The following is a 20,148-nucleotide window of genomic DNA, read 5'->3' as shown; positions in this document are numbered from 1 at the left end:
AACAAATCAAAAATCGTAAATCACAAATAACATGACACGTTACATTTTACTCACAGCCCTGATAGCATTGGGCCTAGTTAATTGCAAAGCGCAGGCAACTTTCCAGGATGCACTGCAAAAAACATTTATCGCTTTTGATACTACGCAGGATTTTCAAAAGAAAGTAGACGCCAGCAACAAGTTTGCCATGATCTCGAAAAAATGGGGTAGCGAATGGTCGACGCACTATTACAATGCATACAGCAAAGGCATACTCTCTTATATGGAGAAAGAAGAAAGCAAGCGCGATGCATACCTGGACGAAGCTGACAAAGAGCTGGATGAAACCGTGAGCCTGTTGGGCAAAGACAATGATGAAACGTATGTATTGCGCGGCATGCTGGCCAACGCACGCATGGCCGTAAAACCACAAGCCCGCTGGCAGAAATACGGTAAGGTGTTTGACGAGAATCTCGACAAAGCAAAAGAGGTTAATCCGAACAATCCACGTATCTACCACCTGCGCGGCATGAGCAAATTCTTCACACCAAAAATGTTTGGCGGTGGCAAGAAAGCAGCCCTTCCTTATTTTGAAAAAGCTGATGGCCTGTTTGCAAAAGAATCAAGCGAGGACATTACAAAACCGTATTGGGGCAAGACCACCAATACCTATATGTTTGAGCAAAGCAAGGGCGACGACTAACTACTCGTTTTTTACTGTTAAATAGAAGCGCGCAAGTATCTGCGCGCTTTTTTTGTTTTCGTTAACGCCTTCCTGATGGGCTGGCACGCTCTTTTATACTCATGTAACGGATTTGTGTGTTAGACTAAATAGATGAGTAATGAGATTGTTGGCGTTCATACGTGCGATGAAGTGGAAAGGTTTGATAGTAACGGCTATAGTAACAGCGATACTGGGTTTGGTGTTAACCCTGTATTCGTGCAAGCCCGGAAGTGTTAAAGAAGAAGAATCGGTGAAAGTTGAGAAGGTGGATGCGACACTTCCGGGTAGCGGTAAAGATGCAAAGAAAGATGAGGAAGTATGTACGCCTACGAGTTGTGAGTTAAAGTAGACGATAAAGATATTTGTGTAGGGGCGGTGCTAAGGCGCCGCCCTTGCGCGTTTTCGCAACTATTAAAACAAACCTTTCTGTATTATTTTAGCATCCCCAAAAACTCAGAACGATATGTACAGAAAGGTATACACACTCTTAGTGTTTGCTGCAGCAGTTACAATGCAGGCGAACGCGCAGGATTTTAAAGGCAAATTGAAATCGCAGGAGAAAACGATCAAGGCGGCGCTCAAAAGCAAAAAGATCACCGACCGCGAGTATGAGAAGCTGATGATGGAACAGCAAACAATTAAGAATACGCTGGAGAAATACGAACTGGACGGAGTACTTACATCGAAAGAAAAAAACGCCATTCACGATAAGTTGGTACGATCAGACAAAAGGCTGGCGCGTTACAAAACCAACGGAGAAGTTTATTGATATAAAAGCCACTCGAAGGAGTGGCTTTTTCGTTACTGCAATTCCTATTTTCGCGAAGCAAATTCTACAACTATGCGCAAAGTTATCCTCGGCCTCGCAGTCAGCCTCGACGGTTTTATTGAAGGTCCTAATGGTGAATACGATTGGTGTTTTACAGACCAGGATTATGGTTTGTCGGAATTCTTCAAACGAATAGATACTGCATTCATTGGCAGAAAGAGCCATGAAGTGTTGCTGGCTAATAAAGATGCAGAACCAGACTGGATGCCAAAGGTCAAAGAGTATGTTTTTTCCAATACTGTTGTCGGGCTCGATGAAGGGATCACTGTGATATCCGGTGATTTTGAATCTGCAGTGAAAGGCATCAAAAATCAGGAGGGTAAAGACATCTGGCTATTTGGTGGTGCGGCGCTTACTACTTCTCTGATGAATGTCGGACTGGTTGATGAACTGTGGTTATCGATACACCCTATATTGCTGGGTGCAGGTAAACCTTTGTTTCAGAACATAAACGGCCGCGTGCAACTGGAGTTGCTGGAGTCGAAAACCTATGATACCGGGTTGGTCTCCGTCAAGTATGCGCTAAAGCCCAAAGCAGAAAAATAGCTACCCAATTAGCGGAATTGCTAAATTCGCGCCAAATCTCAATTATGTTATCACTAAGCCTTGAGGGTAAAACCGCGCTGATAGCCGGCAGTACCCAGGGTATAGGTTTCGCTTCGGCGCAATCGCTGGCCAGCCTCGGCGCCAACTGTGTGCTCATTGCCCGCAACGAAGAAGCGCTGAAAAAAGCAGTTGCGGAACTAGATAGCTCTAAGGGTCAAAAACACAGCTACCTCGTGGCCGATTTTTCGCAGCCGCAACAGGTAGGCGAGCAAGTGGGCAAACTGGTGCAGCAAACTACAGTGCACATATTGGTAAACAATAGCGGTGGCCCTGCTGCCGGACCTATAGTGGATGCAAAGCCCGAGGCTTTCCTGGCGGCGTTCAACCAGCACCTGGTGTGCAATCATATTTTGACTACCGCAGTGATGAGTGGTATGAAACAGGCGGGTTATGGCCGTATCATCAACGTTATCTCTACTTCTGTTAAGATACCACTAAAGGGATTGGGTGTTTCCAATACCATTCGAGGGGCGGTGGCATCGTGGGCTAAGACCATGGCCAATGAGTTGGGGCAATTCGGTATTACCGTAAATAACGTGCTGCCTGGAGCCACAGCTACAGGCCGGCTTGACGCTATTATTAATAATAAAGCCTCTAAAACCGGGATGGGGCAAGAAGAAGTTGAAAAGGAGATGTTGGAGGAGATACCTGCCAAACGATTTGGTCAGCCGGAGGAGATCGCGTCGCTGATCGCGTTCCTCGCATCGGGCGCTGCTGGCTATATTAATGGAACCAGCATACCTGTTGATGGCGGCCGTACGGGCTCTATCTAATGAAGTTTGCGTTAAATCAGTGAAGCTAAAAGCATCAAAATGTGGGGAAAACAAAAGGGGTTTTTTGCTGACAATAGAATGACATTGATACATTGTCATGAACAAAATATCCTCTGAAACCCGCGCCAGTATTGAAAAACATTTTTTAACAAATGTGTATAAACTTTCGTCATTGTGTTGTAGTTTTGCCCACGCTTTGTCAAAAAGGAACGTTAATTTTCAAATTTATTCCTGTGTCAGAATCAAATAAGCCAATGTTCCGGAGGATCGCCCAGAGCATATTTGCTACCGTAATTGCCCTGGTCGTTTTCCACGTCTCTTCTTTTGCCGCCCCAGATGGGAAGGCTTTGTTCCAATCGAACTGCGCCAGCTGTCACAACCCGCTGAAGGATGCCACAGGCCCTGCCCTGAAAGGTGTCGATTCGCGTGTGCCTAGCAAAGAGTGGTTGCACGATTGGGTACACGGATCGCAGAAGCTGGTACAAGCTGGCGATAAGTATGCCAACGATATCTACAACAAATGGGGTAAAATTCCAATGACCCCGTTCCCTTCGTTGACCAACGATGAGATCGATGCTATCGTTACTTATGTAAACTCAGTTGAGCCGCCTTCAGCTGCTGGTCCTGCTGCAGGTGCTACTGCAACTACCGAAGCTAAGGAAAGCAACGGATGGCTGTATACAGTTATCACACTTATATTATTAGTACTTGCTATCATCCTGTGGCGCGTTAACAGCGGCCTGCGTAAGGTGGCTGAGCAAAAAGAAGGCCAGGCAAGCAGCGAAGAAATTCCTTTGTATCGCAACAAGGTATTCATCGCTATGGCTGTTATCATTGCATTCATCGCAGCTGGTTACTGGATAGTGAACGGCGCCATTGAAATGGGTCGTCAACAAAACTACCAGCCTGAACAACCGGTATTCTACTCGCACAAAGTGCACGCAGGTATCAACCAGATCAACTGTTTGTATTGCCACGCAGGTGCTGAGAAGAGCCGCCAGGCTATGATCCCTTCTCCTAACATGTGTATGAACTGTCACAAATCGATCAGCGAATACACTGGCGATGCAGATCATCCGCTGTACACAGCTGAAGGTGAAAGGGTAGATGGTACCAAAGAGATCCAGAAGCTGTACAAATATGCTGGCTGGGATCCTGCAAAGAAGGACTACATCCGCGACGCGAATGGCAATATCAAAGCTACACCTGTTAAATGGGTGAAGATCCACAACCTGCCAGACCACGTTTACTTCAACCACTCACAGCACGTAGCAGTAGGTAAGATCCAGTGCCAGCGTTGCCATGGTAGCATTGAAGAAATGGATGAAGTTTACCAGGCTGCTCCGCTTTCAATGGGCTGGTGTATCAACTGCCACCGTCAAACACAGGTGCAGTTTGCTGAAAACAACTACTACAGCATTTTCGAGAAATATCACAACGAGATCAAAGCCGGTAAACGTGATGGCGTAACTGTGGAGGACATCGGCGGATTGGAATGTCAGAAATGTCACTACTAGTAGTGGCCATTCACCAGGGAAACAACATAGTTTAAAATTATTCGGAAACACATTTATACCGGATCAAACCGTATGAGTCAAAAACAATATTGGAAGGGGCTTGAAGAGCTGAACGATAGTACAGCTCACAAAGAGGTGGTTGACAACGAATTCAAGGAATCGCTGCCGTTTGACGTGAGCGACAAATTCCTGGATGCTGCCACTCCCCGCCGCGACTTTTTGAAATTCTTAGGTTTCAGCACCGTGGCTGCAACCCTGGCTGCAAGCTGTGAGATGCCTGTTCGCAGGGCTATCCCATACGCTATCAAACCAGAGGATATTACACCAGGTGTTCCTAACTATTACGCTTCTACATACGTAGATGGCGGCGACTACTGCGCTATCGTTATCAAAACGCGCGATGGTCGTCCTATCAAGATAGAAGGTAACGAAAAGTCGTCTATCACACGCGGCGGTACTTCAGCCCGTGTGCAGGCTTCTGTACTGAACCTGTATGACAAGACCCGTCTGCGCCAGCCGCTGGCTGCCGGTCAGGAAGCTACGTTTGAGGCTATCGACCGTAAAGTAATGGAAGGTCTTGCTTCTGCACAGGGCCAGGCTTACCTGCTGACTTCTACAATCATCAGCCCGACCACAAAAGAGATCATCAGCCAGTTTATAGCAAAATACCCTAACGTAAAACACGTGGTTTACGACCCGATGTCGTACTCTGGTATGCTGCTGGCCGCTGAAGCTGCTACCGGCAAACGTGCGCTGCCTTCGTTCCATTTCGACAAGGCTAAGACCATCGTGAGCATTGGTGCAGACTTCCTCGGTACATGGTTGTCTCCAATAGAATTTGCAAAACAATACAGTGTAGGCCGTAAAGTGAGCGTGAAAAATCCGGTAATGTCTAAGCATTACCAGGTTGAATCGATGCACACTATCACCGGTGCAAAAGCTGACCACCGTGCTACCATCAAGCCATCTGAAACAGGTGCGGTAGTTGTTGCTCTTTACAACGCTATCAACGGTACAGCTCCTGCCTTCGCAAGCAAAAATCTTAATAACCTCATCGTAAAAGCTGCAAACGACCTGAAAGCTGGTAACGGCTTGGTAGTATGCGGTTCGAACGATGTAAATGTTCAGACTGTAGTAAATGCTATCAACGCTGCTATCGGCGCTAACGGCACTACTGTAAACTGGGCATTGACCAACAACACCAAGCAAGGTGTAGAAGCTGACCTCGTTGCTGTAATGAACGCAATGGAAGCTGGCCAGGTAGGTACCCTGCTGATACACGGTGTTAACCCTGCTTACGACTTCGCCTTCGGTCAGAAGTTTGCAGCAGCAATGAAGAAAGTTCCCGTGACTGTATCATTCGCCGACAGGATGGATGAGACCGCACAGCTTTGCACATACGCAGTTCCTGATCATCACTTCCTGGAAAGCTGGGGTGATGCAGAACCTAAGCCAGGTTATTACAGCCTGATGCAGCCGGGTATCGCGCCACTGTTCAAAACACGTGCGTTCCAGGACAGCCTGCTGACATGGGCAGGTAACACTACTACTTATGCAGACTTCTGGAAACAGTACTGGATGGGTAAACTGGGTGGCCAGCAAACATTTGACCAGGCACTCCAGGACGGCGTGATCGAACCAGCAGGCGAAATGGCAATAGGCGGTGGTGCAGCAGCGGGCAACGTTGCAGGTGCTATCTCGGCTATCGCTGCACAGAAACCAGCATCAGGAATGGAGCTGGCTATCTACCAAAAAATATCAATAGGCCACGGTGGCTCATGGAGTAACAACCCATGGCTGCAGGAAATGCCTGATCCGATAACAAAAGCTACCTGGGACAACTACGCTTGCGTATCTCCTAAGAAAGCAAAAGAACTGGGCGAAGAACTGACCAGCATTACTGAAGTTGTGCCTGCTAAGCGCCTGCTGAAAGTAAAAGCTAACAACGTTGAAATGGAGCTGCCAATGGTAGTAGTACCAGGTATGCACAACGACGTTGTAGCCATCGCTGTAGGTTATGGCCGTAACGAGAAAGTAGGTCGTGCAGCTGCCAACACCGGTAAGAATGCATATCCTTTCATCGCTTTCAACGGTCAGACATTCAGCTACAGCTCACCAGCTACTATAGAAAAATCTGCAGGTACATACGATGTAGCCATCACGCAGACCCACCACAGCTACGAAGGTCGTCCGATCATTCGCGAATACACTTTCGACGAATTCAAGAAGAACCCTGGTCAGCTGCTGGAAGAGCGTAAGAACGAGATCGGTCACTACTCTCACCTGGCTTGGGTAACTCCGGAAGGTCACGGTGCTGAAGCCGGCCACGGCGAAGCTGCACCTCATGGTGAAGTCGCTTCTGCAGAGCACGGTGCTCATGCTGGAGGCCTCGACGAACAAGGCTTCCGTGAGAATGGTACACTGTATCCTAACTACGAGCACGTTGGCATCCACTGGGGTATGTCAATCGACCTGAATAGCTGTATCGGTTGCGGCGCCTGCGTTATAGGCTGCCAGGCCGAGAACAACGTATCGGTTGTAGGTAAAAAACACGTGATCAAGTCGCAAGAAATGCACTGGCTGCGTATCGACCGTTACTTCAGCGGTATGCCAGACGATCCGGATACTATCCAGACCGTATTCCAGCCGATGATGTGCCAGCACTGCGATAACGCACCTTGCGAAAACGTATGCCCGGTATCTGCTACCAACCACAGCAGCGAAGGTTTGAACCAAATGGCTTATAACCGTTGTATCGGTACTAAATATTGCGCGAACAACTGTCCTTATAAAGTACGTCACTTTAACTGGATGGATTGGAACGGTGCAGACTGCTTCGACGACAACCTGTACGAAGACTACCGTCGCGATGATATCAACGATGATCTGACACGCATGGTGCTGAACCCAGACGTAACAGTTCGTAGCCGTGGTGTGATGGAAAAATGTACGTTCTGCGTACAACGTCTCCAGGATGCCAAACTGACAGCTAAGAAAGAAGGTCGTCCGATGAAAGACGGTGAAGCGCGCACAGCTTGCCAGCAGGCTTGTCCTACAGAGGCTATTCTGTTCGGTAACGTGAACGATAAGGCAAGTGCGATCTACAAACTGCGTAATGAAGACCAGAAAGAGCGTACTTACTACGTACTGGAACAAATACACACGCTGCCTAACGTAAACTATCTGTCAAACATCCGCAACACTGAGGTGATTCTTGCAGGTGACGAGACAAAAGATGGCTTGCTGAAAGCACACATCTAATTGAGGAGTTAACGGCGAAAGCCAGTAATAATATTTATACGTTATACTAATTACGTGCTATGCATCTTAAGTACGAATCGTTTGTAAGGGAACCGCTGGTAGATGGCGACAAAGACTACCATCAGGTGACGGAAGATATCGTCAGGCCAATTGAACAGAAGCCATCCCGCATGTGGTACATCGGCTTCTTCTTCTCGATAAGCCTGCTGATGTTGGGTGTTTTCTCAGTATTCTGGGAAGTATATTGGGGTATTGGTGTGTGGGGTATCAACCGCACCGTAGGTTGGGGTTGGGACATCACCAACTTCGTATGGTGGGTAGGTATCGGTCACGCCGGAACACTTATCTCTGCGATCCTTTTACTTTTCCGCCAGGGCTGGCGTACGGGCGTGAACCGTGCAGCTGAGGCGATGACCATCTTCGCGGTAATGTGCGCGGGCCAGTTCCCGATCTTCCACATGGGTCGTGTATGGGATGGTTTCTTCGTACTGCCTTATCCTAACTCGCGCGGTCCGTTGTGGCCTAACTTCAACTCGGCCCTGCTTTGGGACGTGTTTGCGATCTCTACTTACTTCACTGTATCATTATTGTTCTGGTACTCTGGTCTTATTCCTGACTTCGCCACCATCCGCGACCGCGCTAAAACAAAACTGCGCAAGCGCTTATATGGTCTGGCATCGTTTGGCTGGACAGGTACTGCTAAGAACTGGCAGCGTCACGAGGCACTGTCACTGGTACTTGCAGGTCTGTCGACACCACTGGTACTTTCGGTACACACCATAGTATCTATGGACTTTGCTACCTCGGTAATACCTGGTTGGCACACTACCATCTTCCCGCCATACTTCGTTGCGGGTGCGATCTTCTCTGGTTTCGCGATGGTACAAACCCTGCTGATACTGGTTCGTAAAATATTCGGACTTGAAGACTACGTAACACTTGGCCACATCGAGGCGATGAACAAAGTAATCGTTCTTACCGGTTCTATCGTGGGCGTTGCGTATCTGACTGAGCTTTTCATGGCATGGTACAGCCAGGTTGTTTATGAGCAAGACGCATTCAAATGGCGTATCCTTGGCCCATACTGGTGGAGCTACTGGGCGATGATGACCTGCAACGTGGTATCTCCGCAGTTGTTCTGGTTCAAAAAACTGCGCCGTAACATTCCGTTCACGTTCATTATGTCGATCGTGGTGAACATCGGTATGTGGTTCGAGCGTTTCGTTATCATCGTTACGTCTCTGTATCGCGACTACATTCCTGGTGGCTGGACCTACTACTCGCCTACATGGCCTGAGGTTGGTTTCTACCTCGGTACATTCGGCCTGTTCTTTACCTGCTTCTTCCTGTTCGCTAAGTACTTCCCGGTTATTGCGATTGCTGAGATCAAGTTCGTTCTGAAAACATCGGGCGAAGCGCAGAAGAAAAGAATGGCGGCTATTGATGCGAAAGACACCCAGGAGTTTGCAACAGAACAGCTGGCTGCTCATCACCACTAATTGAGTATTTGAATTTTAACTTTAGAATTGTTGAAATAAAATGGCTATAAAAAAATTTGCAGTAGGTTGTTACACTGACGAGGAAGTGTTGTTCCCTGCGGTAAAGTCTGTACGCAACAGCGGTTATAAACTGCACGATGTGTACACACCGTTCCCGGTACACGGCCTTGATCACGCCCTGGGTCTGAAAGATACCGATCTGCACGTTGCAGGTTTTATCTATGGTATCACAGGTACCAGCACTGCAGTAGGTTTTATGTCGTGGATATTTACTGCCGACTGGCCTATCAATTTTGGTGGTAAACCACACTGGTCTCTGCCAGCATTCATACCTATTACTTTCGAGCTTACTGTATTGTTTGCGGCTGTAGGTATGGTACTTACTTTCTGCTACCTCAACCAGATCATGCCAGGCGTTAAGAAGCACGTCTTCCACCCACGTCAAACAGACGATCTGTTTGTTGTTGCTATTGAGCTGAATGATCACGTGACCGACCAGGAAGTAATAGACTATTTGAAAACAACTGGTGCTGTTGAAACTTCAGTGCAGATCGCTGAATCTGACTGGTGGTACGGACGCTGGGATATAGCAGAGCATTACGAGAAACTTGCGTAAGCACGCACATTTTCAATTGACTTTTGAATTTTAGAATATTTATGAATAAGACCAAAAGCCTAGTAGTGGCAAGCCTGATGATAGGACTGGGCCTGGCAGCGTGTAACAGTGGTAACATGCGCCGTAACCCCGGTAGAACCTATGCACCTGACATGACCTACTCTCGTGCTTACGACGCTTATACATCGAACCCCAACTTTGCAGATAGCCAAACAAGCCGTCTGCCTGTAATGGGTACAGTTGCCCGCGGTCATCAGTTGCCTGATCACCTGATGGAGGGCGATACGAATGCTTACAAAGCATTTACGACCAACATGCGTTTCAACGATGCTGAACTTGCTGAAGGTGGACGCCTGTTCAATATCTACTGCGGTATCTGCCACGGTAGTGCCATGGACGGTAACGGGCCGCTGTATGCAAGTGGTAAATTTGCCGCTATGCCTGCTAACCTGAAAGATGCTAAGTATCTGCACATGCCTGTTGGTAATATGTACGCAGCTATCAAGTTTGGTAAAAATGCGATGGGCTCTTATGCAAGCCAGCTGGATGTTAAACAGCGCTGGCAGGTGATCGCCTATATCAAGAAAACACAAGCTGCTAATGGTGGTGCTGCTTTCACGATGGGTATGAGCGCTGATAGCACTGCTGCGAGGCCAACTGCAATGGCTGCTGATACAACCAAAGCACACGGCGAGGCTGCAGCACAACCACAACAACACTAATTGAACTAAAGAAATTATAAACGTACTTCTAATAAAGATTACAAATGAACGAACGTTTTGAGATACCGGCGCGAATGAGGAACACAGGCCTTGGGCTGATGCTGTTTGGCCTGCTGGTACTGATCATCGGTGCTTTCACTCTTCTCGGTGGCGACCACAGCGACAAAACCCGTTTCTGGATCGTGCTGCTGCACAACAGCGTATTCTTCCTGTTGGTAACAGTTGCCAGCATATTTATCCAGGCTGCTGCATCACTTGCACAAGGTGCATGGATCGTTGCCTACAAAAGGGTGCCTGAAGCAATCGGCGCCAACGTTTGGGTATTCGGTCTGATCGCTATGATCGTTATGTTCATCATTGCATTTGGTGTGAACATTGATGGGCACAATCCGATCTACCACTGGGTACATCCTGGTGATGACAAGATATTGCAAGGCAAGTCTTCATTCCTGAATGCCGGAATGTTCGTAGGCTTTACTGTTGTTACGGTAGCTCTTTGGTCTTTCTTCGGTTTTAAGTTCCGTTCGCTGTCTCTGCAGCAGGAAGGCGCGCCGAAAAACAGCACTAAGATCTACTGGGCTACAGCAGTATGGGGTGCATTGTTCCTCCTGGTATATGCGCTTACTCAAATGAGTATTGCTCCTTGGTTGTGGATCATGAGCATCGATGCTCACTGGTATTCAACTATGTTCAGCTGGTACACTTTCGCAAGTGCATTCGTGAGCGGTTTGTCTGTTATCCTGCTGTTTGTTATTGCGCTGAAGAATCAGGGTAATCTGCAGCTGGTAAACAAAGAGCACGTACACGATCTGGGTAAGTTGATGTTTGCATTCAGCATCTTCTGGACATACGTTTGGTTTGCTCAGTACATGCTGATCTGGTACGGTAACATTCCTGAAGAAACTACTTACTTCAAAATACGTCAGCAAGGTCCTTACGGTATGATATGGTACTCTGTATTCATCATCAACTTTGTGATGCCGATCCTGATCCTGATGTCACGCCCAAGCAAACGTAACTATTTCACAGTTTGCTTCATGGCCCTGGCTATCATCTTCGGTCACTGGCTGGACTTCTATATCATGACCATGCCTGGCCCTCTGGGCGAGCACTGGCACCTGAGCTGGTACGAGATAGGAATTTTCGCAGGCTTCGTAGGTATACTGATCTTCACTGTATCACGTACACTGGCTTCTGCATCGCTGGTTCCAAACAACCACCCGTTGTTGAAAGAGGCGATCCTGCACCAGAGCTAATAAGAGGATAAGAACAGAAAAATTTAATTTGAGTTTTAATAACCGGATTAACCTAATTAAGTAAATACAAGCTGAACTGACCATGTCGGGACTTATAACAATAGCATTGATATTTCTGGTATTCATGATCATATACCAGATTGCAAAAGCAAGTGAATATGCTGCCATACTGCGTGGCGAAGAAAAGATCAACGCAAGGGTCAACAGAACTATGGCCTGGTTGTTGGTTATCGTCTTCGTGCTGGGTTTATGGGGTATCTGGGAGTGCCACGTGTTACTACGTGATAAAATGCTGCCAGTGTCTGCTTCTGTGCAAGGCGAGTCTTATGATCTGATGTTTAACATTACTACGCTTATTACAGGCGTTGTATTCCTGATCACTCAGACGCTGCTGTTCTGGTTTTGCTTCCGCTACCAGGCATCTGAAAAGAACAAGGCTTCTTTCTACTATGCTCACAACAACAAGCTGGAGCTGATATGGACGACTATTCCAGCTATCGCGATGGCATCGCTGGTAGCGGTGGGTCTGCGTAACTGGGTTGCTATTACATCTGAAGCTCCGAAAGATGCTGCTGTTGTTGAGGTGGTTGGTAAACAATTTAACTGGATCGTTCGTTATCCTGGTAAAGACAATGCTCTTGGCAAAAGGGATTTCCGCAAGATAAACGATGCTAACAACGTGCTGGGTCTCGACTGGAATGACAAAGCCAATATGGATGATGTTATTTCTCAGAGCGGTGAGCTGCACCTGGTGGTAAATAAACCTGTCAAACTCGTTATCGGTTCACGCGACGTGATCCACGACGTAGGTCTGGCTCACTTCCGTCTGAAGATGGACGCTGTACCGGGTATTGTGACCACACTGTGGTTCACGCCGAAATACACTACCAAACAAATGAAAGAGATCACTGGTAACCCGAATTTCGTTTACGAAATATCTTGCGACCAGATGTGCGGTAAAGGCCACTACGCTATGCGCGGTACCATCATCGTAGAAACGCAAGGCGAACACGATGCATGGCTGGCTGCTCAGGGTTCTTACTCTGCGGCTAACAACCCTGCCGTTGCACCAGCAGCGCCGGCAGGCACAGAAGCTGCTCCTGCAAACCAGCAGCAAGAGATCAAAACTGATAGTGTTAAAGCAATAACGATGAAGTAATCGTCACGCCAGCGTGACACAAATAGTGCAATAAAAATGAGCAATACAGTTGTTATAGACGGACCTAATGTAGCGCATGGCCATCACGAAGATACCGGCCATCATCATGAGCATCATGAGCAGCACTTCATTACGAAGTACATTTTCAGCCAGGACCACAAGGTTATCGGTAAGCAGTTCCTGATCACCGGTATCATATGGGCAATCATTGGCGCGCTGTTTTCGGTATTCTTCCGCCTGCAGTTGGGCTTTCCTGATCAAACATTCCCGATCATGGAAACCTTCCTTGGCCAATGGGCTAAAGGTGGCAAACTGTCTCCTGAATTTTATTACGGCCTGGTTACCATGCACGGTACCATCCTCGTATTCTTCGTACTTACAGCTGGTCTGAGCGGTACATTTGCGAACCTGCTTATTCCTCTGCAAATAGGTGCGCGTGATATGGCTTCGCCTTTCATGAACATGCTGTCTTACTGGTTCTTCTTTATTGCCAGTGTTTTCATGTTCTGCTCACTGTTTGTGCAAACAGGTCCTGCATCGGGTGGTTGGACAACTTACCCTCCGCTGAGTGCGCTTAAAGAAGCGTCACTGGGTTCTGGTATCGGTATGGATCTTTGGCTTGTAGCTATGGCGCTGTTCGTAGTGTCATCACTGCTGGGTGGTCTTAACTACATCTCTACTATCCTGAACATGCGTACTAAAGGCATGACGATGACCCGCCTGCCGCTGACTATCTGGGCGCTGTTCTTCACTGCTGTACTGGGTGTGCTTTCTTTCCCTGTACTGCTATCAGGTTTAGTGCTGCTGATCTTCGATCGTAACTTCGGTACCAGCTTCTACCTTTCTGAAATATTTATTGGTGGTAAAGCGCTGCCGCACATCGGTGGTTCTCCAATCCTGTACCAGCACTTGTTCTGGTTCCTGGGTCACCCTGAGGTGTATATCATCATCCTCCCAACCATGGGTATGGCATCAGAAATTCTGTCTATCCACAGTCGTAAGCCTATCTTTGGTTACTTCGCGATGATCATCTCCCTGATCGGTATCACCGTGCTGGCCTTCCTGGTATGGGCGCACCACATGTTCGTTACCGGTATGAGCCCGTTCCTTGGTTCTATCTTCGTACTGCTGACGCTGCTTATTGCTGTACCTTCGGCTGTTAAAGTGTTCAACTGGCTGACTACAATCTGGCGCGGTCGTATACGTTTTACAGTACCAATGATGTTTGCCCTCGGCTTTGTGTCGATGTTCATATCTGGTGGTCTGACAGGTATCCACCTGGGTAACTCTTCGCTTGATATCCACCTGCACGATACTTACTTCGTGATCGCGCACTTCCACATAGTAATGGGTGTGGCAGCGTTCTTCGGTATGTTCGCTGGTATCTACCACTGGTTCCCCAAAATGTATGGTCGTTTCATGAACAACACGCTGGGTTACATCCACTTCTTCATCACGTTTGCGGGTGCTTACCTGATCTTCTGGCCAATGCACTACGAAGGTATCGCTGGTATGCCGCGTCGTTACTATGATTACAGTGCATGGGAGTCTTTCAAACAATTTAACGACTTGAATGCTTTCATCAGTATTGTAGCTATCATCGTATTCTTCGGTCAGCTGATATTCGTTGTTAACTTCTTTGCCAGCATCTGGCGCGGACGTAAGGTGACTACACAAAACCCATGGGGTGCTACTTCACTTGAGTGGACTACACCAATCCATGCCGGTCACGGTAACTGGCCTGGTGAAATACCTGAAGTTCATCGTTGGGCTTACGATTATAAAGACGACGGAAACGGTGGTGATTTCATCTCTCAGACAACACCACTGAGACCTGGAGAAGAAGCTCACTAGAACAAAATAACTTTGAATAAAAAATAGCCGGCTATTAGCCGGCTATTTTTATGATCACTTAGCATCTACGTGGCTTTTTTGCAGGAGTAAAGGCGTTTTATTAGTAGTCCTTATTTGCAGTTCAGAGTATATTTAATCTACATGGTCAATCTTAAACATGTCGGCGTAGTTGTCTGCAATTTGTAGTCCTATAGAGCCACCCGCCGTTATCTGTATTTCGTCAAAGTCAATCAAGTTGGGTGTCTTGAACCATTCGGCCAAGTCTGATGTAATGTGAATATTGGGCTGAATTCCCTCTTTAACCTGCACAGGTGAAGGCAAGCTCAACGTTATCTGGCGAATAGAATTATAAGGCGGCTTAAAACCTGAGATGTGCATGATAAGGAGATCCTCTGTTCCAACGCGTTTGCCTTCAAACATTGCCATGATATAACCTGTTTCCCAATCCCAAAACATAGTATGCGACGGATCAAGTGCACCGGTTTGAGCACCACTTACATTGCGCAGGCTGTCCACACCGATCAGAAATTGAATTTTGGTGTATTGGCCAGCAGGGACATTGCTAATTGAAAATTTTTTTGAAGAAGGCAAATCTTCTTTAATGAGGTGATAGCTTTCAGGCTCTACAAAATTCTTTCCCTCGGCTGTTATCAGTATGATATTGGAAATATAATACCTGTATTTGTTCACTATGAACGAGTCGTTATTTGCATTGGTATATACAGTTGAGTCCAGCCTAAGCACTCGGTCCCCGACCATGTTTTCAAACTGTAGTGTCAGCGAAGATGTGATAGGAGGGCCGATGGGATCGGGCCTTTTACGACAACTTATTGCCATAATAATTGCAGCACCGAGGAAACAGAACCTTCTTTTTGACATAAATGGACTTAAGTTATTAGTTCATTATTAATACATTGCAAAATATAGAATAGACGAAATGTAATTAAACTGTTAAAAAATTTTGAAATTAAAATAAAAAAAATTAATTTAGTCTACTGTAAAATTTACACTACAAACAAAACACTTTACAATTATGAAAAAACTATTACTTGCGTTAGCTGTACTGCCTGCTATGGCAGTTAATGCACAGACTGTTAAGAAAGTTGTAATCGAAGACTATACCGGCGTTAAATGCGGCTATTGCCCCGACGGTGCAGTGAAAATTGAAGGCATTGAATCGGCTAATCCCGAAAACACAATTCCCATTGCTATTCATACTGGTAGCTATACCAATGCATCAAGCCCGTTGAGGACAGCAGCTGGTGACGCTATTAATACAATGGTGAAACCATACGGTTATCCTGCTGGTGCAGTTGACAGGAAAATGTACCCGCCAGCGCAAGACGCAGACTGGACTGGTATTTCTATGAACAGGGGTGCCTGGCCAAACGCATTTAATGTTCGCAAAGCGCTGACAGCTCCTGTATCGATCAGCTTCACTAACATGGTAAGGTTGAATGATACAGCTTATGAAGCTGATGTGAACGTAAAATTCACTACTGCACCAACAGCAGGTATTCCTGTAAAACTGCAGGTATATGTAATTGAAGACAGCATTGAAGCGAAAAACTATGGCGGAGGTACTCAGAACGATCTGCGTCAGACCAACTATCTTTCTTCTATAGGTTCTGATCCTCTGACAGGCTGGTTCCACAATCGCGTACTGCGCAAAGCTCTTGGTGGTAACTGGGGTTATTCTGATGCATGGCCTACAAGTGGTCCTGTAGTAAACACAGTATATACTAAACATATCGCCTTTACTACTAAAAAAGGTGCTGCGCCTACTGGTTGGAACAACAAAAATATGCACGTCGTTGCTTTCGTAGCTATGGATGGCGATGCAGCCCAGGATCAGAAAGAAATTCTGAATGGCGAAGAGATCAGCCACTTCCAGTTCAAACATCCTACTGCAGTTGCCGAGGTTAAGAATGTACAAATGTTGAATGCATATCCTAACCCAGCTACAGCTAACGATGTTATTAAACTGGAGTACAACACAGCCACTTCTGCAACTGTAACACTGAAAGTGTACAACACTGTAGGCCAGTTGGTAGCTGCTCCTTACACAAGTGAGGAAGTTGCAGGTCTGCACACTATCCAATTCCAGCCATCAGCACACGGTGTAGCTGCAGGTACTTACTTCCTGCACCTGAGCAACGGTATGGAAACACAAGTTTCTAAACTGACTATCCAATAAGGTGTAGCAGGACATATTTAAAAAGGGTGGCAATTGCCACCCTTTTTATTTTTATTAGATTTCGTCTTAAAGCGCTGCTATTGCATTGTGAATTCGTTTCACAGTTTCCTCTTTGCCTATTACTTCTGCTATCATAAATACGCCGGGGCCGTATTTGCCACCTACCAGCATTATGCGCAGCGGTAATAACACGTCGCCTTTTTTGAGGCCGTGCTTTTCCATTTGGGCATTAAAGCTTTGTTCGAGTGCAGTGTGCTCCCAGGTGCTCATTCCGCTTATTTCGGTAGCCCAGGCCTCGAAGAATGCCTTTTTAGTGTCATTCCATTTGTCTTTGATCTGGCTCGCATCCATCTCGGGTGTTTGGAAGAAGAAGTGACCTTGCTCCCAGAAGTCGCCAACAAGGGTCAGTCTTTCTTTTATCAGGCCCGCTACTTTCACAAGCATTTCCCTGTTATCGCTGCCTCCGTGTGCTTCCACGTATGGCTCCGCCAGCGTTGCAAGCTGCTCATCGCTGAGGCGCTGTATATATTGGTGGTTGTACCATTTGGCTTTTTCGTAATCGAACTTAGCGCCGCCTTTGTGCACACGGTCAATAGAAAATTTCTCAACCAACTCCTGCAGCGAGAATATTTCCTGCTCGGTACCTGCATTCCAACCCAGCATGGCCAGCAAGTTGACAAAAGCCTCTGGCAGAAATCCTTTTTCTCTGAAACCTTCGGTTTTGTCGCCGGTGCGCGGGTCCATCCAGTTCATGGCAAATACCGGGAATCCAAGACGCTCACCATCGCGTTTGCTAAGTTTGCCGTGACCGTCTGGTTTCAATATTAATGGTAGGTGCGCCCATTGTGGCATAGATGCTTCCCAGCCCAAATACTTCCAAAGCAACAGGTGAACGGGTGCACTGGGCAGCCATTCTTCGCCACGGAAGGCGTGAGTGATCTTCATCAGGTAATCGTCTACCACCACAGCGAGGTGGTAAGTGGGCATACCATCAGCTTTCAGTAATACTTTGTCATCTACAAGCGATGTATCGAACTCCATTTCGCCACGGATCATATCGGTAAACTTCACCTTTTCACCCAACGGCATTTTGATGCGGATAACATACGGAGTGCCATTGTTCAGCAATTCGATCACTTCCTCAGGCGCCAGCGACAGCGAGTTTTTCATCTGCATACGCGTCATATGATCGTATTGCGGGTTGGTATGGCTATCAGTTTTAAACTCCTGGCGCATACGCTCCAGATCACCCGGCGTATCGAATGCATAATACGCATGTCCCGAATCTATCAGCTGCTGCGCATATTGGTAGTACAGGTGTTTACGTTCGCTTTGGCGGTATGGTGCATGCGGGCCGCCTTTCAGTGGACTTTCATCCGGCTCCAGGCCGCACCATTCCAGGCATTTGTAGATATATTCTTCAGCGCCTTCCACGTAGCGGTTCTGGTCGGTGTCTTCTATGCGCAAAACAAAATCGCCACCGTGATGACGGGCAAAAAGGTAATTGTATAAAACAGTACGCACGCCACCCAGGTGCAGGCCACCAGTAGGGCTCGGTGCAAAACGAACGCGAACTTTATTACTCATGCGCGCAAAGTTAGCAGGAAAGCCCGCTACTCTCAAACTTAGATGTGCCTAAAGGCTATTGGGAAAGCATGTAGCCCAGCGTAAAGCTCAGCGAGCAGTTGCGGAGGGCATTTTCGGTGTTGCCATTGCCGTTCAGGTTCATGAACCCAAAACCCGCATTGGCGCGAATAAAAGCGCTGCCACGCAGCAGGTAGCCACCGTTTATATTGATGCCCATATCGAAAGGCTTGACATTGCTGATCGTGTTTTCGATATGCTGGTTTTCGAAAGCTATATTCTTGTCGTTGAGCAAATAGGCGGCGTAGGGCCCACCTCCGGTAAAGAAATGCCCGTGCCATGCGGGGAAGCGGAACTGGAAATTGACTGGCAGTTCTGCATAAGGCAGTGTGGTTTTTATTCCGTTATCAGTGTAGCCTTTCTGGTTGAAATACAACCCGGGCTGTACGGAGAACATATCATTGAACCGGACATCGCCGATAACCCCCGCTTTCAATCCCGGGGTCATACCGGCTTTAACCTGTTCGCCCTGGTGACGGATAGCCATGCTACTGAGAGAAAGGCCAGCTTCAGCACCAAAGTTCACGCGCTGGGCCTTCGTTCCCATTATGCCTGCTATCATTATTATTGCCAGTAAAAAACACCTCATGCCAGTCGCTTTTTAACGGGCGAAAAACAAATGTGCCAAATGAAGCGGCACAGCTGTTTATAAAACGTTAAACCAGAATTATTTAAAGGCAGTGTTATAGATGTCGGGAATCATATGCATAGCATACTCAGTCTCATCAATTCTACATATCCATTTTATCTTCCGGATAGCGTTAGTGAGGAAAACCGCATCTGCCGCCTGTAGCATAGACTTGGTAGCTGCTTGTTCTTGTACTATATAGCCGCGTTGGGGAAGGATGGTAATAAGATGCCTTCGCATTACACCGGCAATACAGCCTTCAGAAAGCGGTGGAGTAAAGACTTTGCTGTCCTTTATCCAGAAGAGATTGGCTATTGTGCTCTCAATAATATTCCCGGATGTATTCAGTATGAGCGCGTCGTTCCACTTGTTGGCTTTTGCCTGTTGGGCTGCTGTTGCATAGATCAGCGCGCTGCAAGATTTCAGGTTGGACAGGCTATCTGAACTCTTAACAAGGTCTTGGGCAAGGCCAGTAACCAATCCTGCTTCATTTAGTTCGGTAATGTGTTTTTCGAGGGGGAAACATTCTATGCAGTATTCCGCCTTACCCGCCGAATCGTATAAGCCGCCACTGCCTGCCGAAACCTGTAGACGCACGCGGCACAGTTCGTCGAGCTGGTTTTTGCGCACGGTATGCAGTACTTCTTCCTGCAATCTATCGGAATTGAACAGGGTAGGGAGGTCGAAGCGCAGTTGTTTCAGTCCGTCAAACAGCCGCTCCGCATGGTAATGCCATAGCTCGATCACGCCTTTCCTCACAAGCATAGTCTCAAACAGGCCATATCCGTAACGGAATGCCCTGTTGTCGTGGGAGACAGAGGCACTAGTTGCTGGTATTAATTGGCCGGAAAGATTGACGTAGTTCAAGTGTGCAAACATTAGCT

General features: G+C 47.2%; 18 protein-coding genes. 14 read left to right on the top strand and 4 right to left on the bottom strand.

The features are described 5' to 3' along the window. Positions 1-31: 31 nt before the first annotated feature. The 13 genes from P2W83_RS05530 (at position 32) to P2W83_RS05470 (ending at position 14,795) form a co-directional block, all read left to right on the top strand. Positions 32-682, top strand: a complete 651-nt coding sequence (locus P2W83_RS05530; RefSeq protein ID WP_276132703.1) for a hypothetical protein — start codon at positions 32-34, stop codon at positions 680-682. A 139-nt stretch (positions 683-821) separates the two neighbouring features. Then, positions 822-1,052: a hypothetical protein gene (locus tag P2W83_RS05525; protein WP_276132702.1), complete on the top strand. Its 231-nt coding sequence runs from the start codon at positions 822-824 to the stop codon at positions 1,050-1,052. 114 nt (positions 1,053-1,166) lie between these two features. Further along, a complete protein-coding gene (locus P2W83_RS05520) occupies positions 1,167-1,472 on the top strand; it encodes a hypothetical protein (RefSeq protein WP_276132701.1) in 306 nt (101 codons plus the stop codon). 72 nt (positions 1,473-1,544) lie between these two features. After that, the gene (locus tag P2W83_RS05515; RefSeq protein WP_276132700.1) at positions 1,545-2,078 is read left to right on the top strand and encodes a dihydrofolate reductase family protein; all 534 of its coding nucleotides are present in this window, start codon (positions 1,545-1,547) and stop codon (positions 2,076-2,078) included. Positions 2,079-2,122: 44 nt separating this feature from the next. Continuing rightward, entirely contained in the window at positions 2,123-2,911 is a 789-nt protein-coding gene (locus P2W83_RS05510; protein WP_276132699.1) for an SDR family oxidoreductase, read from the top strand. A 254-nt stretch (positions 2,912-3,165) separates the two neighbouring features. Beyond that, positions 3,166-4,428 (top strand): c-type cytochrome, encoded by a 1,263-nt coding sequence (locus P2W83_RS05505; RefSeq protein ID WP_276132698.1) that lies wholly within the window; start codon positions 3,166-3,168, stop codon positions 4,426-4,428. Positions 4,429-4,500: 72 nt separating this feature from the next. Then, positions 4,501-7,689: a TAT-variant-translocated molybdopterin oxidoreductase gene (locus P2W83_RS05500; RefSeq protein WP_276132697.1), complete on the top strand. Its 3,189-nt coding sequence runs from the start codon at positions 4,501-4,503 to the stop codon at positions 7,687-7,689. Positions 7,690-7,748: 59 nt separating this feature from the next. After that, entirely contained in the window at positions 7,749-9,188 is a 1,440-nt protein-coding gene (gene nrfD, locus P2W83_RS05495; RefSeq protein WP_276132696.1) for an NrfD/PsrC family molybdoenzyme membrane anchor subunit, read from the top strand. 40 nt (positions 9,189-9,228) lie between these two features. Further along, the gene (locus P2W83_RS05490; RefSeq protein WP_276132695.1) at positions 9,229-9,804 is read left to right on the top strand and encodes a DUF3341 domain-containing protein; all 576 of its coding nucleotides are present in this window, start codon (positions 9,229-9,231) and stop codon (positions 9,802-9,804) included. A 41-nt stretch (positions 9,805-9,845) separates the two neighbouring features. Then, positions 9,846-10,526, top strand: coding sequence for a c-type cytochrome (locus P2W83_RS05485; protein WP_276132694.1), 681 nt, complete (start codon positions 9,846-9,848; stop codon positions 10,524-10,526). 44 nt (positions 10,527-10,570) lie between these two features. Next, positions 10,571-11,782 (top strand): quinol:cytochrome C oxidoreductase, encoded by a 1,212-nt coding sequence (locus P2W83_RS05480; protein ID WP_276132693.1) that lies wholly within the window; start codon positions 10,571-10,573, stop codon positions 11,780-11,782. Between the two features lie 82 nt (positions 11,783-11,864). Next, positions 11,865-12,941, top strand: coding sequence for a cytochrome c oxidase subunit II (locus P2W83_RS05475; protein ID WP_276132692.1), 1,077 nt, complete (start codon positions 11,865-11,867; stop codon positions 12,939-12,941). 36 nt (positions 12,942-12,977) lie between these two features. Further along, a complete protein-coding gene (locus P2W83_RS05470; RefSeq protein WP_276132691.1) occupies positions 12,978-14,795 on the top strand; it encodes a cytochrome c oxidase subunit I in 1,818 nt (605 codons plus the stop codon). 132 nt (positions 14,796-14,927) lie between these two features. Here P2W83_RS05470 and P2W83_RS05465 read toward each other — a convergent pair whose 3' ends face one another. Beyond that, entirely contained in the window at positions 14,928-15,674 is a 747-nt protein-coding gene (locus tag P2W83_RS05465) for an MbnP family protein (RefSeq protein WP_276132690.1), read from the bottom strand. A 154-nt stretch (positions 15,675-15,828) separates the two neighbouring features. On the opposite strand from P2W83_RS05465, the gene P2W83_RS05460 reads away from it, so the two are divergent. After that, entirely contained in the window at positions 15,829-16,992 is a 1,164-nt protein-coding gene (locus tag P2W83_RS05460; protein WP_276132689.1) for an Omp28-related outer membrane protein, read from the top strand. 66 nt (positions 16,993-17,058) lie between these two features. Here the strand turns inward: P2W83_RS05460 and gltX are convergent, their stop codons facing one another. From gltX to P2W83_RS05445, 3 genes are all read right to left on the bottom strand, one after another. Beyond that, complete coding sequence (gltX, locus tag P2W83_RS05455; RefSeq protein ID WP_276132688.1) at positions 17,059-18,579, bottom strand: glutamate--tRNA ligase; 1,521 nt, start codon at positions 18,577-18,579, stop codon at positions 17,059-17,061. 55 nt (positions 18,580-18,634) lie between these two features. Then, positions 18,635-19,225, bottom strand: a complete 591-nt coding sequence (locus tag P2W83_RS05450; protein WP_276132687.1) for an outer membrane beta-barrel protein — start codon at positions 19,223-19,225, stop codon at positions 18,635-18,637. Between the two features lie 78 nt (positions 19,226-19,303). Next, a complete protein-coding gene (locus P2W83_RS05445; protein WP_276132686.1) occupies positions 19,304-20,143 on the bottom strand; it encodes an aminotransferase class IV in 840 nt (279 codons plus the stop codon). Positions 20,144-20,148: the final 5 nt, after the last annotated feature.

Source organism: Polluticoccus soli, from assembly GCF_029269745.1.
Classification (GTDB): Bacteria; Bacteroidota; Bacteroidia; order Chitinophagales; family Chitinophagaceae; genus Polluticoccus; species Polluticoccus soli.
The sequence above is the reverse complement of the archived record's forward strand: the minus strand, read 5'-3'. Positions and strand labels throughout refer to the sequence as shown.